General features: G+C 67.1%; 16 protein-coding genes. 9 read left to right on the top strand and 7 right to left on the bottom strand.

All coding sequences use genetic code 11. The features are described 5' to 3' along the window. Nucleotides 1-334 precede the first annotated feature (334 nt). Nucleotides 335-865, top strand: a complete 531-nt coding sequence (locus RBA41_RS32975) for a hypothetical protein (RefSeq protein WP_306628571.1) — start codon at nt 335-337, stop codon at nt 863-865. Here the strand turns inward: RBA41_RS32975 and RBA41_RS32970 are convergent. From RBA41_RS32970 to RBA41_RS32955, 4 genes are read right to left on the bottom strand one after another with little or no spacing between them, the layout of a single operon-like run. Then, nucleotides 862-2169 carry an NAD(P)/FAD-dependent oxidoreductase gene (locus tag RBA41_RS32970; protein WP_306628570.1) on the bottom strand — a complete coding sequence of 436 codons (1308 nt, stop codon included), beginning with the start codon at nt 2167-2169 and terminating at the stop codon, nt 862-864. The two genes, RBA41_RS32975 and RBA41_RS32970, sit on opposite strands and share 4 nt — an antisense overlap. Beyond that, entirely contained in the window at nt 2166-2429 is a 264-nt protein-coding gene (locus RBA41_RS32965; RefSeq protein ID WP_306628569.1) for a 2Fe-2S iron-sulfur cluster-binding protein, read from the bottom strand. Before RBA41_RS32965 ends, RBA41_RS32970 begins: the two co-directional genes overlap by 4 nt. After that, nucleotides 2419-3552: an NAD(P)/FAD-dependent oxidoreductase gene (locus RBA41_RS32960; RefSeq protein WP_306628568.1), complete on the bottom strand. Its 1134-nt coding sequence runs from the start codon at nt 3550-3552 to the stop codon at nt 2419-2421. The genes RBA41_RS32965 and RBA41_RS32960 overlap by 11 nt, the downstream gene beginning before the upstream one ends. Before the next feature lie 7 nt (nt 3553-3559). After that, nucleotides 3560-4456 carry a dihydrodipicolinate synthase family protein gene (locus tag RBA41_RS32955; RefSeq protein ID WP_306628567.1) on the bottom strand — a complete coding sequence of 299 codons (897 nt, stop codon included), beginning with the start codon at nt 4454-4456 and terminating at the stop codon, nt 3560-3562. A 179-nt stretch (nt 4457-4635) separates the two neighbouring features. Here RBA41_RS32955 and RBA41_RS32950 point away from each other — a divergent pair, with 179 nt between their 5' ends. The 7 genes from RBA41_RS32950 to RBA41_RS32920 all read left to right on the top strand — a co-directional run bounded on the left by RBA41_RS32950 (nt 4636) and on the right by RBA41_RS32920 (nt 11376). Then, on the top strand, nt 4636-5382 hold the full coding sequence (locus RBA41_RS32950) for an AraC family transcriptional regulator (protein WP_306628566.1): 747 nt from the start codon (nt 4636-4638) through the stop codon (nt 5380-5382). An 84-nt stretch (nt 5383-5466) separates the two neighbouring features. Continuing rightward, a complete protein-coding gene (locus tag RBA41_RS32945) occupies nt 5467-6354 on the top strand; it encodes an alpha/beta hydrolase (RefSeq protein ID WP_306628565.1) in 888 nt (295 codons plus the stop codon). 252 nt (nt 6355-6606) lie between these two features. Next, entirely contained in the window at nt 6607-7584 is a 978-nt protein-coding gene (locus RBA41_RS32940; RefSeq protein ID WP_306628564.1) for a glycosyltransferase, read from the top strand. 35 nt (nt 7585-7619) lie between these two features. Beyond that, on the top strand, nt 7620-8948 hold the full coding sequence (locus RBA41_RS32935) for a glycosyltransferase (RefSeq protein ID WP_306628563.1): 1329 nt from the start codon (nt 7620-7622) through the stop codon (nt 8946-8948). Between the two features lie 11 nt (nt 8949-8959). Next, nucleotides 8960-9712 (top strand): SDR family oxidoreductase, encoded by a 753-nt coding sequence (locus RBA41_RS32930; RefSeq protein ID WP_306628562.1) that lies wholly within the window; start codon nt 8960-8962, stop codon nt 9710-9712. 3 nt (nt 9713-9715) lie between these two features. Then, entirely contained in the window at nt 9716-10282 is a 567-nt protein-coding gene (locus tag RBA41_RS32925) for a D-glycero-alpha-D-manno-heptose-1,7-bisphosphate 7-phosphatase (protein ID WP_306628561.1), read from the top strand. Beyond that, nucleotides 10279-11376, top strand: a complete 1098-nt coding sequence (locus tag RBA41_RS32920; protein ID WP_306628560.1) for a glycosyltransferase family 9 protein — start codon at nt 10279-10281, stop codon at nt 11374-11376. Before RBA41_RS32925 ends, RBA41_RS32920 begins: the two co-directional genes overlap by 4 nt. 87 nt (nt 11377-11463) lie before the next feature. On the opposite strand, the gene RBA41_RS32915 is transcribed toward RBA41_RS32920, so the two are convergent. Next, complete coding sequence (locus RBA41_RS32915; protein WP_306628559.1) at nt 11464-11682, bottom strand: hypothetical protein; 219 nt, start codon at nt 11680-11682, stop codon at nt 11464-11466. Nucleotides 11683-11820: 138 nt separating this feature from the next. Here RBA41_RS32915 and RBA41_RS32910 point away from each other — a divergent pair, with 138 nt between their 5' ends. Continuing rightward, nucleotides 11821-12267, top strand: a complete 447-nt coding sequence (locus tag RBA41_RS32910) for a group I truncated hemoglobin (protein ID WP_306628558.1) — start codon at nt 11821-11823, stop codon at nt 12265-12267. A 68-nt stretch (nt 12268-12335) separates the two neighbouring features. On the opposite strand, the gene RBA41_RS32905 is transcribed toward RBA41_RS32910, so the two are convergent. Further along, entirely contained in the window at nt 12336-12542 is a 207-nt protein-coding gene (locus RBA41_RS32905; protein ID WP_099876227.1) for a hypothetical protein, read from the bottom strand. Nucleotides 12543-12606: 64 nt separating this feature from the next. After that, on the bottom strand, nt 12607-12792 hold the full coding sequence (locus tag RBA41_RS32900; protein ID WP_306628557.1) for a YegP family protein: 186 nt from the start codon (nt 12790-12792) through the stop codon (nt 12607-12609). Between the last annotated feature and the right edge of the window lie 96 nt (nt 12793-12888).

Raw genomic sequence — 12888 nt, 5'->3', positions numbered from 1 at the left:
GTGCCTCTGTCTGACCCCATCAGCTGCACGCCGATGAGCGATCAAGCAAATCCATCTTAGCAGCGCGCATCGCTGCGGCTATAGGACTGGATGCATGCACTTTGTAGGACAACAGGCGACGTCCTCTTGGTACTCGATACCCCGATACTACTGGTTCGCTTCACTGGGCATTTGTCCTACACGGTTTCGGACCGTGTTCCGATACATCACCCGGGAAGGGACGCGCATGATTCCAATCCTGGCAACGCCGCTTACGGACTGGACGTTAACCCCGTCCCTCCGCAAGTGGCGGGTGCCACCCTATGTTTGTCTCTACTCGGAAAGGAATCAACATATGAACTCGAACCAGCGTAGCGAGGGGAACAATCAATCCAGCAATGGCGCCAACGAGAAATCGGAATCGTCGTCGCGTGGCGGCACAGTCGAGAAAGACAATCTGAATCAATCGAACAAATCGGGCACCCTGGGCGGATCGCAGCAGTCGGGCGGCATGCCAGGCTCGCGCCAGTCGACCGGCCTGCCGGACGCGCAAAATACGGGCGGACTTGGCGGATCGCAGCAGTCGGGCGGCCTGGGCGGTTCGAAGCAGCAGCAAGGTTCGCAGGTCGGCCAGCAAAGCACGGAGCGTTCCGGTTCGCAAACCGGTAGCCAGCAGCAAGGCCTCCCGGGACAGCATCAATCCAACGATGTTGCCGGCGGCTTGCCGAAGAGCCCGGGCGGCAAACGCCTGTCGGCCGATCAGGACATGGATGACGACACCGGCCTGTCCAACAAGCAGAACCGCCAGTCGGCCGATCTGGACGAAGGCAGCCGCCAGTCGCAGCAGAGCAACGTGGGACGCCGCAGCGACGGCACCCCAGATTAATTAGTCTGCTGCTGCGGTAATTCGGGGTGGGCACGGGCGACCGTGTCCACCCTTTGCGTTTGGGGCAGCGCCAGCGTGGCGGCGCTGGCCGGGAACACCGGCTGGCGCAAGCCCGGCGCCTCCCACCCGTACAAAAATGAGCAGGCCGACCCGCATACCCTGCCCTGGCAAGGCCCCATGCCCGCCCGCGTTTGCAGCTTGGCGCTGCGCCAGCCCGTGTGCGGCGCCAGGTCGGCCGCCAGCACATCCTCGCAGCGGCACACGATGGTCGACCCGGTGCACATCGCGCGTAGCGACGGCAAGGGCGCAAACGATTGCGCCAGCAGCGCGCCGAACGCCTGCGCCGTGCCGCGCGCGCGCAGGTCGCGCGCATGCGGCGCACCGCCGACCGCATCGAGTCCCGCGATGCGCCCTTCGGCCAGTGCCTTATCCACGCCGCCAATGCCGGTCGACTCGCCGGCCGCCCACACGCCCTGCACGCTGGTGCGCTGCGTGCCATCGACGCCGACCCTGCCCTGCTCCACCGCGCAGCCGAACAATGCGGCCAGTTCCAGCGATGGCGTCAGGCCGAAGCCGCACGCCAGGAAATCGCAATCGATTGCCTTGTCGCGCCCGCGCTGACGCAGCAGCACCCGTTCGATACGCCCGCTTCCTTCGGCGGCCAGCACGCTGGCGCCGCGCAGATACGGCACGCCGCGCAAACGCGCCGCCAGCTGCAGCGATTGCAGCAGTTTTCCGTGGTGCGACAGCGCCAGCCGCGCCGCAAAGCGCGCCAGGTCCGCGCTGGCGCGATGTTCAAGCAGCGCCACGACTTCACCGCCATGTTCGCGCACGGTCGCCGCCACCGCCAGCAGCAGCGGTCCGGTGCCCGCCACCACCACACGCTTGCCCGCCACCGGCATGCCGCCCTTGATCAGCGCCTGCAGGCCGCCCGCACCGGTCACGCCGGGCAGCGTCCAGCCGGGGAATGGCAGCAGCAATTCGCGCGCGCCGCTGCACACGATGACTTTTTCCCACGGCTGGGTGAGCGCGCCATCGGCGGTTTCCAGCAGCAGCGCGCGCGGGCCGGCCGGTGCCACCACGCGCGCACCGGCCAGCAAGGTCACGTGCGCTCGCGCGCGCAGCGCTTCCCACAAACGGCTGGCGCGCTCGTCGCGCCAGCGCTGCGGGCCGCCGCGCCATATCTGGCCACCCGGCGCACTGTTCTCGTCGATCAGCAGCACGCTCTGGCCCGAGGCCGACGCCGCCTCCGCCGCGGCCAGGCCCGCCGGACCGGCACCGAGCACGATCACCGGCGCGCTCATGCCCCGCTCCCCGCGCCCGTGGCGATCACCATGCCTGGGCGGCACGCGCTCTGGCAGGCCAGCCGGTGCGGCCGGCCATCGATGCTGACCCGGCACTCCTGGCAATAGCCCATGCCGCAGAACGCAAAGCGCGCCTCGCCGCCGAGCGAGCGGCGCGTGCACAGCGAATCGGCCAGCACCAGCGCCGCAATCACGCTCGCGCCCTCCGCCACGGCGACCGGCTGGCCATCCACCTGCACAAGAATGTCCTCAGTCGCCATCGCTGACCTCCGCCAAGGCCGCGAAACGCGCCGGCGCGTACGGCGCCGCATCGATCTGGCTGGCGCGCCCGATGATCTGGTCGGTCAGCAGGCGCGCGGTGGCGAACGCGGTGGTCGCGCCCAGGCCTTCGTGGCCGCAGGCCAGCCAGGTGCCGGCCCGCCCGGGATGGGCGCCAATCAGGGGACGGCCATCGGGCGACGCCGGCCGCATGCCGGTCCAGGCACGCACGATATTCATGTCGGCCAGGCAGGGCAGCAAACCGATCGCGCTGCGCAGCACGGCCGCCAGCACCGGCGGTTCGATGGCGCTGTCGGTGCGTCCATCCTGGCGGCACGACCCCACCAGCCACTGCCCCGTGGGGCGCGGCTGCACGTTGGCGGCAACGGCCAGGGCATCGTCGCCGGCGGCGCTCTGGCCGTAATTCATGCTCACGATCTGGTGCGCCAGGCGGCCGGGATAGCGGTCGGTGATCGCCAGGTGGCCCTTGCGCGCGAAAATCGGCAGCTCGGGCATCAGGCGCGCGCACTGCACGCCGGCCGCCACCACCACCGCCTGCGCGTTCAGGCGCGTGCCATCGTCGAGCGTCAGGCCGCCCTGGCCGGCCTTGCACACGCGCCGCCCAAGATGCAGCTCGCCGCCGGCGCGCGTGAACTGCTCGCTGAGGAACTGTGCCACCGCCGGGGGATACACCACGCTGTCGCCGCGCACGCGCACGCCGCCGCACAAGCCTTGCCGCAATGACGGTTCAAGCCGCGCGAGCTCGTCGCCATTGAGCGCTTCGGCGTGCCATCCCTGCGCCGACAGGCGCGCGGCGCGCGTGTGCGCCTCGGCCAGCTGATGCTCGTCCTCGGCCACCCACAAGGTACCGCAGCGCGAGGGCTCGCCCACGCCCGGATGGTCGTGCATGAAGGCGTCCCACAGCCGCAGCGACATCAGGCACAGGGCCAGCTCGTCGCTGCTCTCGTCGAGCGCCACCAGATGCCCCATGCCGGCGGCCGTGACGCCCGAACCCGGCGTGGCCGCATCGACCAGCGCCACCGTCATGCCCTGTTCGCGCAGCGCCAGCGCGCAGGCCGCGCCGACAATGCCGGCGCCGACCACGATCGCATCGTACCCCCACACCACCGGATCAGCCGAAGCGCGGCAGTTGCGGACGCGTTTCCATCGCCGCGCGGATGATGCGCTCGGCCCGCGCGCGCTGTTCGCCTTCGAGCGGCAGGCGCGGTGCGCGTACGCGCTCGGTCGAGCCGATCGCCATCGCCTCGGCCAGTTTGATGTTCTGCACCAGGTAGGTCGACACGTCCAGGTCGAGCAAAGGCCGGAACCAGCGGTAGATCGACAGCGCCTCGGCCTGGCGGCCTTCCTGCATCAGATGGAAAATGGCCACCGTTTCCTTCGGGAAGGCCAGTCCCAGCCCCGCCACCCAGCCCACCGCGCCCACGGCCAGCGCCTCGAACGCCAGGTTGTCGACCCCGGTGAACAGGTCGTAGCGCTGGCCCAGGCGGTTGATGATCTCCGTGCTGCGGCGGATATCGTCGGACGACTCCTTGACCGCCACGAAGCGCGCATCGTCGGCCAGTTCTTCGAGCATGTCGGTGGTCACGTCGACCCGGTACGCCAGGCGGTTCGAGTAGATCATGATCGGCAGGTCGCCCGCCGCGGCGATGGCGCGCAGGGCGACGATGGTTTCGCGGTGGTTGCTGTGATAGATCGTGCTCGGCACCACCATCAAGCCATCGGCGCCGGCTTTGGCAGCCTTTTCGGCCAGCGCGCAGGCTTCGCGCGTGCCCGCTTCGGCCACCGTCAGAATGGCCGGTTTGCTGCCCGTGACCTGCTTGGCCAGGCGCAGCACGGCGATGCGTTCGTCCTGCGTGAGCATCGGGCCTTCGCCCAGCGAGCCGCAGGCGATCAGGCCATCGCAGCCGGCCTCCATCTGCAAACCGAAGCAGCGCTCCATTTCGCCCATGTCGAGCGAACCGTCTTCATTGAATTTTGTCGATACAGCGGGAATCACACCTTGCCACATGGGGGTACCTTGCTTTCTCCGGCGCGCCGGTCGGTTTAGAAGCAACCAGATTAGCCCTGTCAAGGGCCGCGGTCTTGATCGATGGACGAGCGTGCAAAGGCTCAAATCGGCACAATTATTTTCGCCGTGCCGATTTATACTACCGCATTGCGACCGAACTGGAGAGACCCCCGATGGACATGAGTACGCTGTTATGCGAGGCCCCGGCCATTCGCGCGGTGCAGCTGGCCTCACTGGAAGCCCTGTTCGACGCGCTCAACGACGTGGCCTTTTTTGTCAAGGACCGCGAGGGCCGCTACGTGAGCGTCAACACCACCCTGGTGCGGCGCTGCGGCCTGCGCAGCAAGGACCAGCTGATCGGGCGCACCGCGCTCGAAGTCCATCCGCGCCTGCTGGCACAGACTTACCAGGCGCAGGACCGCCACGTGATCGACAGCGGCACGGCGCTCAAGAAGCACCTCGAACTGCACCTGTATCCGAGCCGCGCGCGCGGCTGGTGCCTGACCCACAAGACGCCCCTGCGCGACGAGAACGGCGTCATCGTCGGCCTGGCCGGCACCTCGCAAGACCTGGGCCTGGCCGACGAACTGCATCCCGTGTACCGCAAGATCGCCGACATCGCCGCCCACATCCGCGAAAATTACCACGGCAACGTCAGCATGGAGGAACTGGCCACCAATGCCGGCCTGTCGCTCTCGCGCGTGGAGCGGCTGTTCCAGCGCGTGTTTCATTACTCGCCGCGCCAGTTGCTGCTGCAATCGCGCCTGGGCGCGGCCATGGCGCTGATCGAGTCCGGCACCAAGAACAGCATCGCCCAGATTGCGTACGCTTGCGGCTATACCGACCACAGCGCGTTCAGCCGCCAGTTCAAGGCTCACACGGGCATGAGTCCGGTCCAGTACAGGGCGCATTGCCGCGGGGATTAAGCACGCTTCATGCGAACTCAAGCGTACACGGCGGATTTTTGGCCGTCGATATAATGGGCCGACGCTTACCCATTTGAGATAACCATGAAGAAATTGCACGCGGCCCTGCTCGGCGCGATTTTGCTGGGCGGCGTGGCCGCCTGCTCGCCCCTGCCCACCCTCAACGCGCTCTCGCCCGGCAGCGGCCTGCGCAGCGGCAGCGCGCTGGCCTACGGCGGGAACGCCCGCCACAAGCTCGATGTGTACTCGCCGGAAGACAGCAGCGTGGCGGCGCCGGTGGTCGTGTTTTTCCTGGGCGGTAACTGGACCAAGGGCGAGCGCGAGGATTACGCCTTCGTCGGGCGGGCGCTGGCCGCGCGCGGCATCGTGGCCGTCATTCCCGACTTCCGGCTGTATCCGGAAGTGCGCTATCCCGACTTCCTCGACGATTCCGCGCGCGCCCTCGCCTGGACCGTGCGCGAGATCGGACGCTACGGCGGCGACCCGGCGCGCCTGTTCGTGATGGGCCACAGCTCCGGCGCCTACAACGCGGCCATGATGGCGCTCGATCCGCAATGGCTGGCGAAACAGGGCATGCAGCCGGCCGCGCTGCGCGGCTGGATCGGCCTGGCCGGGCCTTACGATTTCCTGCCGATCGAAAACAAGATCACGCAGCCGGTATTCCACTTCCCCAACACGCCACCGGCATCGCAGCCGATCAACCACGCCAAGGCGGGCACGCCGCCGGCCCTGCTGATTGCCGCGAATAGCGACAAGCTGGTCGACCCGGTGCGCAACACGGGCGCCATGGCGGCCAGGCTGCGCGGCAAGGGTGTGGCGGTGCAGGAAGTTCATTTCGACAAAGTCAGCCACGCTACTTTGGTGGCATCGATGGCCGCGCCGCTGCGCTTCCTGGCGCCGACGCTGAACACTGTGGAACAGTTCGTCAAAAGCGAAGCCGGGCGGCTTGTGACTGCCAGCACGGCTAACTAAGTCTTCCCAGCACGAAAGACTTCCCGCCGAGTGCCGCCTTGGCGCGGCAGCGACGGTGTTTACTTCACCCTATTTCTCCCACACTTCCGCCCCCATCAAGCGCGCACTTGATTTGGATTGAACCCGCGCGATACAGCAGGAACTCGTCCGCCTGTCCGCGAATCGAACCATTCTCATCGTTCACCGCTCGCAGGGAGGCAACATGACGTCGAGAACACCCGATCCGCACGACCGCATGCACGCGAGGCCGCCATGCGCCGCCTGAAAGTGCTGACCTGGCACACCCACGGCAGCTATCTGTATTACCTCACGCAAGCGCCGCACGAGTTCTACGTGCTGTCCAAGCCGGGCCGCCCGCCCGGCTACGGCGGCCGCAGCACCAACATGCCGTGGGGCGACAACGTGCACGACATGCCGGTGTCCGAGGCGCGCCACCACCAGTTCGACTGCATCATCTTCCAGGACGACGAGCAGTACGAGAAAGACCAGTACGAGTTCCTCAGCGCCAGCCAGCGCGCGCTGCCGCGCATCTATATAGAACACGACCCGCCGCGCGAGCACCCCACCGATACCCGCCACCTGGTCGATACGCCCGAAGTGCTGCTGGTGCACGTGACCCCCTTCAACGCGCTGATGTGGGACAGCGGCACCACCCCGAGCTGCGTGATCGAGCACGGCGTCACGGTGCCCGAGGACGTTCACTACCGCGGCCAGCTCGACTGCGGCCTGGTCATCATCAACCACCTGGCGCGGCGCGGCCGGCGGCTCGGTGCCGACATCTTCGAAGCGGCCCGTGCCGACGTGCCGCTCGAACTGGTCGGCATGGGCGCGCAGGAACTTGGCGGCCTGGGCGAAATCGAACATGCCAGGCTGCCCGCCTTCGCCGCCAATTACCGCTACCTGTTCAACCCGATCCGCTACACCAGCCTGGGCCTGGCCGTGATCGAAGCGATGATGGCCGGCATGCCCGTCGTGGCGCTGGCCACCACCGAAATGGCGACCGTCATCGCCAACGGCGAGAACGGCTTCCTCGATACCCGCCTCGACACCCTGATCGGGCATATGCGCGAGCTCGGCCGCAATCCCGCCCTGGCGCGCGCGCTCGGGGCCCAGGCCAGGCGGCGCGCGCGCGAACGCTTTGCCATCGGCCGCTTCCGCGACGACTGGGACCGCGCACTGTGCCACGTGACCGATCTGGCACGCGCCCCCTTCCACGGGCAGCTGTACTGAGCAAATTCCACTAAAAAATCAACAAAGGAGCTGGCATGTTACTTGGTGACTTACATCCGGACCCGCGCGCCGATGGCGCCGTCAGGCGCATCGCCATCGTCAGCGAGCACGCCTCGCCGCTGGCCGCGCCCGGCAGCGTCGACAGCGGCGGCCAGAACGTCTACGTGGCCCACCTCGCGCGCGAGCTGGCGCTGGCCGGCTACCTGGTCGACATCTTCACCCGGCGCGACGCCATCGGCCAGAAGCAGCTGGTGCATTGGCGCAACAACATCCGCGTGGTGCACGTGCCGGCCGGGCCGGCCCACTACATTCCCAAGGAACGCATGCTGCCCTACATCGACACCTTCGCGCGCTTCGTGGCCCGCTTCGCGCGCCGCCAGGCAGCGCTCTACGATGTAACGCATGCCAACTTCTTCATGTCGGGCATGGTCGCGCAGCATCTCAAGGAGGTGCTCGGCATTCCCTTCGTCATCACCTTCCATGCGCTGGGCCAGGTGAGGCTGCGCGCGCAGGGAGCGGCGGACGCCTTTCCGCCGTCGCGCCTGCAGATCGAAAACAGCCTGATGCACCACGCCGACCGCATCATCGCCGAATGCCCGCAAGACCGGCAAGACATGGAGCAGTTCTACGACGCGCCCGGCAAGCGCATCGACATCGCCCCCTGCGGCTTCGATCCGCACGAACTGTGGCCGGTGCCGATGCGCCTGGCGCGCCAGAAGCTGGGCCTGACGCAAGGCAAGTTCCTGGTCTTGCAGCTCGGCCGCATCGTCCCGCGCAAGGGGATCGATACCGTCATCCACGCCCTGGCGCTGCTGCGCCGCCAGCATGGCATCGACGCCGAACTGCTGGTGGTGGGCGGCGACGCTGCCGCCAGCCCCTACCACGACACGCCGGAGCTGGCGCGCCTGCGCGCGCTGGCGCTGCAGCTGGGCGTGGGCGCGCAGGTGCGCTTTACCGGCCGCAAGGAACGGGCCGAACTGCGCTACTGGTACAGCGCCGCCAACGTCTTTGTCACCACGCCCTGGTACGAGCCGTTCGGCATTACGCCGGTGGAGGCGATGGCGTGCGCGCGGCCGGTCATCGGCGCGGCCGTGGGCGGCATCAAGCATACCGTGCTCGATGCCGCCAGCGGCTTCCTGGTGCCGCCGCGCGACGCCCAGGCGGTGGCCGACAAGCTCGCCCTGCTGCAGCGCGATCCCGCCCTGGCGGCCGGCATGGGCGACGAGGGCATGCGCCGCGCCTTCCAGCATTACACCTGGCGCCACGTGGCGCGCAAGGCCGCGGCCATCTACGCCGACGTGGTCGGCAAGCAGGTTTCCGCCGGCAGCGCCGCGTGCGCCGTTTCCCGTTTGTCCACCCGATAGGAGAATGCCTCATGTCCGACCAACACCTCGATCCCGAACAGCCCAGCCTGCGCGGCAAGACCGTGTTCGTTACCGGCGGCGCCAGCGGTCTCGGCGCGGCGCTGTGCCAGCTGCTGGCGCGCTCCGGCGCCGACCTGATCGTCGCCGACATCAACCGCGACATGGCCACCGTCAGCGCCAACATCCTGCGCGAACACGGCGTGCGCGTGCACGCGCTCGGCTTCGACGTGGGCGACCCGGCCAGCGCCGAGCAAGCCATCGGCACGGCGCTGGAGCGCTTCGGCCGCCTTGACGTGCTGGTCAACAATGCCGGCACCGACGTCACCCTGCCGATGGCCGACATGACGCCGCAGCAATGGATGCGCGTCATGAATACCAACCTGAACGGGCCATTCCTGCTGGCCAAATATGCCTCGCAGCACATGCGCGCGGCCGGGGGCGGCCACATCATCAATGTCGCCTCCACCGCCGCCAAGCGCGCCTGGCCCAACGCCAGCGCCTACCATGCCAGCAAGTGGGGCTTGCTGGGCCTGTCGCACGCCATGCATGCCGAACTGCGGCCCCACAACATCAAGGTCACGGCCGTGATCGCGGGCGGCATGCGCACGCCTTTCCTGCTCGACCGCTTCCCCGACCTCGACCAGGCGACCTTGCAGGACCCGATGAACGTGGCGCAAGCCATCCGCTCCGTGCTGCTGTTGCCGCGCGAAAGCGTGGTGGCCGAGATCACCGTGCTGCCCATGCAAGAATCGTCCTGGCCCTGATCCATGAAAGCGATTTTCCTGGACAAGGATGGCACCCTGGTCGATGACGTGCCCTACAACGCCGAGCCGCGCCGCATCACCCTGTGCAGCGGCGCCGGCGCCGCCCTGCGCCTGCTGGCGCGCTGCGATTACCGCTTCTTCATCATCAGCAACCAGGGCGGCATCGCGCACGGCTATTTCGACGAAGCGGCCATGGATTGCGTCGAGCTGCGCCTGGCCGACCTGCTGTTCCGCGAGCAGCTGAGCCTGGACGGCTTTTACTACTGCCCCCACCATCCGGACGGCAAGGTGCAGGCGTATGCGCTGCACTGCACCTGCCGCAAGCCGATGCCTGGCATGCTGCAGCGCGCCGCGCGCGAGCACGGCATCGACCTGCGGGCCTCGTGGATGGTCGGCGACATCCTCAATGACGTCGAGGCCGGCAACCGCGCCGGCTGCCGCACGCTGCTGATCGACAAGGGCAACGAAACCGAATGGCAGCTCGGCCCGCACCGCGTTCCCACCCGCATCGCCACCGACCTGTACGGGGCCGCTGTCATGATCGTCAACGATGACGAGGCGCGCCGATGAGCGCGCCGGACTGGGCCGATGCGCGCAACGTCCTGTGCGTGCGCCTCGATGCGATGGGCGACGTGCTCATGTGCACGCCGGCGATCCGCGCCGTCAAGCAGGCGCGGCCGGACCGCGTGCTCACCCTGCTCAGTTCGGGGAGCGGCGTGGCGCTGGCGCCCTACCTCGACGATGTGGACGCGGTGATCGGCTATGCGGCGCCGTGGATCAAGGCTGGCGGCGGCCATCCGCCGTCGAGCGACAGCGCCTTCATCGCGCGCCTGGCCGAGCGCCGCTTCGACGCCGCCGTGATTTTCACGTCCTACAGCCAGAGCGCGCTGCCGGCCGCCCTGATGTGCTACATGGCGGGCATTCCCTTGCGCCTCGGTCATTGCCGCGAAAACCCGTACCGCATGCTGTCGCACTGGGTGCTGGAAAAGGAGCCCGAGTCGGTGATCCGGCACGAAGTGCGGCGCCAGCTCGACCTGGTGGGCAGCATCGGTTGCCGCGGCGACAGCAACGCGCGCCTGCAGTTTGCCGTGCGCGCGCACGATGTGGAGGCGGTGCGGCACATGCTGGGCGAACGCGGCATTGAACCGCGCCGGCCCTGGGTACTCATGCACCCGGGCGCCAGCGCGGCCTCGCGCCGCTATCCGCCGGCGCGCTGGGCCGAAGTCATCCGCGCGCTGGCCAGGCGTACCGGCTGCCCGGTCGTGCTGACCGGGGATGCGCACGAGGCGGAACTGATCGATGGCATCCGACTCGCTTGCGGCGTGCGCACGCACTCGCTGGCCGGCCAGCTCGATCTGGGACAGCTCGGGGCGGCGATCCGCCTGGCCACCGTTGTATTGTCGAACAATACGGGGCCGGCGCATATTGCCGCGGCCGTGGGTACGCCGCTGGCCACGCTGTACGCGCTGACCAATCCGCAACACACGCCATGGCAGGTGGAAAGCCGCTTGCTGTTCCATGATGTGCCATGCCGCTTCTGCTACAAGAGCGTGTGCCCGGAAGTGCACCACGACTGCCTGGACAAGGTGGCCCCGGAAGTGGTGGTGGAGGCGGTATGCAGCCTGATGGCGGCAAAAATCCGTCATCGGGCGCAACGCCGTTGACGTACGCCCATCGGCAACCGGCAAGCTCGATACCGTCATTTCCGCCGGTAACGGCAGGGACGGCGTCGAGCTAAGGCGCCTTGCGGTTTACTCGGTCGACAAGGCGAAATTCGGGTTCGAGATAATTCCCGCAGTCAACCTGGCCGCCACCAGGCTGACCTCGCCATCCGGAATAATTCCGCGCAAGCCTTCGCATAATTGCAGGTACTGCGCGATGGTCACGGCGGCGCGATGCGCATTGAGCACGGTCGCACCGGCGCCACTGGTGATCTCGCTCAGCATGACTTTGACCTCGGAATCGCTCATGGTGTTCTCTCTGTCGGTAGGAAAACGGCGAGTATAGGCCTGCGCGCCGAATGCTTGCGTTCGCGTACGCACCATCGAAGCGGAACCACCCCAGCATGCCTTGAGTGTTAGCATCAGTGACAACCGGGAACCGACTCCATGAAACGTCACACTTGCATTCCTGCGGCCCTGCTCGCCCTGGTCGCCATCGCCGCCACGACCGCTTGCTCCACGCCCGCGCCGCCGCCCAAGCCGTCCCTGTTCGTGCGCCTGGGCGGCATGGCGGGCGTGACGGCGGTGGTCGACGATTTCGTCTCGAAGGTGTCGGCCGACCCGCGCTCGAAACGCACGTTCGAGGGCGTCAATCTGGCGCGGCTCAAGGCCAGCGTGGTCTCGCATGTGTGCGCCCTCTCCGGCGGGCCGTGCAAATACGAGGGCGATGCGATGGCGCTGGCGCACCGCGGCATGGCGATCACCAGTGACGAGTTAAGCGTGATGGGGCACTACGTGGACCAGGCATTGCAACGCCAGGGAGTTGCGCGGGAAGACCGGGAAGAACTGGAACGCATGCTCGACAAACTGGGACCGGAAGTATTGAACAAATAGCGATTGAACAAATAGCGGGAGCAACGGGGCGCCGGGCAACGCCCCAGCCTTGCGGCGTGACCTGCGGTTTAGCCGCAGTTTTCCACAACGACGTCGCGGACCAGGCCGGCTTGATTGAGGAAAATCGTCACCCGGCCGGCCACGAAATCCTGGGTGATGAGTGCGCCGAACGGCACCACCCGGACACGGCGGCCAGTCAGGTCGCGCAGTGTCAGCGGAAGCGACCTGGGCAGATCACTCGTCAAATTCCAAGTACGGCAATTGTTTTGCATCATAATCTCCTTGAATGCTCGCCGGACAAGCCGCTTGCGGCGGCTTGTCCGGCGGGGGCGGAACGCCTCAGCAGCCCTCGACGATCTTGGTACGTGCGGTGACGGACTTGATCAGTTCAATCGCGGCCAGCACCTTCGCGCGCGAGGTGTAGCTCTCGCCACTGGCGATGATCTCGTGATTCTTAGCCTTCAAACGCCAGCGCCACTCTTTACGGGCTTTTTCCGAAGCTTGTTGGTAGATTTCGAAATACATGATGAACCTCCCATGACGTGAGATTTCAGTGTTACAGAGCCGTATACCTGGCGTTCTGATTGGTTCAATAAATGCCTAGACCAATATCAAACAAGT

The sequence above is a fragment of the Massilia scottii genome (assembly GCF_030846495.1).
Classification (GTDB): domain Bacteria; phylum Pseudomonadota; class Gammaproteobacteria; order Burkholderiales; family Burkholderiaceae_D; genus Telluria_A; species Telluria_A violaceinigra.
This window is presented reverse-complemented; position numbering and strand designations above follow the sequence as displayed.

Excerpts from the sequence above, each read along its gene's own strand:
- RBA41_RS32945 (WP_306628565.1), top strand. The coding sequence starts at position 5,467 with ATGAAGAAATTGCACGCGGCCCTGCTCGGCGCGATTTTGCTGGGCGGC.
- RBA41_RS32965 (WP_306628569.1), bottom strand. The coding sequence starts at position 2,429 with ATGGCGACTGAGGACATTCTTGTGCAGGTGGATGGCCAGCCGGTCGCC.
- RBA41_RS32950 (WP_306628566.1), top strand. The coding sequence starts at position 4,636 with ATGAGTACGCTGTTATGCGAGGCCCCGGCCATTCGCGCGGTGCAGCTG.
- RBA41_RS32975 (WP_306628571.1), top strand. The coding sequence starts at position 335 with ATGAACTCGAACCAGCGTAGCGAGGGGAACAATCAATCCAGCAATGGC.
- RBA41_RS32905 (WP_099876227.1), bottom strand. The coding sequence starts at position 12,542 with ATGATGCAAAACAATTGCCGTACTTGGAATTTGACGAGTGATCTGCCC.
- RBA41_RS32955 (WP_306628567.1), bottom strand. The coding sequence starts at position 4,456 with ATGTGGCAAGGTGTGATTCCCGCTGTATCGACAAAATTCAATGAAGAC.
- RBA41_RS32925 (WP_306628561.1), top strand. The coding sequence starts at position 9,716 with ATGAAAGCGATTTTCCTGGACAAGGATGGCACCCTGGTCGATGACGTG.
- RBA41_RS32935 (WP_306628563.1), top strand. The coding sequence starts at position 7,620 with ATGTTACTTGGTGACTTACATCCGGACCCGCGCGCCGATGGCGCCGTC.
- RBA41_RS32900 (WP_306628557.1), bottom strand. The coding sequence starts at position 12,792 with ATGTATTTCGAAATCTACCAACAAGCTTCGGAAAAAGCCCGTAAAGAG.
- RBA41_RS32910 (WP_306628558.1), top strand. The coding sequence starts at position 11,821 with ATGAAACGTCACACTTGCATTCCTGCGGCCCTGCTCGCCCTGGTCGCC.
- RBA41_RS32940 (WP_306628564.1), top strand. The coding sequence starts at position 6,607 with ATGCGCCGCCTGAAAGTGCTGACCTGGCACACCCACGGCAGCTATCTG.
- RBA41_RS32970 (WP_306628570.1), bottom strand. The coding sequence starts at position 2,169 with ATGAGCGCGCCGGTGATCGTGCTCGGTGCCGGTCCGGCGGGCCTGGCC.
- RBA41_RS32915 (WP_306628559.1), bottom strand. The coding sequence starts at position 11,682 with ATGAGCGATTCCGAGGTCAAAGTCATGCTGAGCGAGATCACCAGTGGC.
- RBA41_RS32930 (WP_306628562.1), top strand. The coding sequence starts at position 8,960 with ATGTCCGACCAACACCTCGATCCCGAACAGCCCAGCCTGCGCGGCAAG.
- RBA41_RS32920 (WP_306628560.1), top strand. The coding sequence starts at position 10,279 with ATGAGCGCGCCGGACTGGGCCGATGCGCGCAACGTCCTGTGCGTGCGC.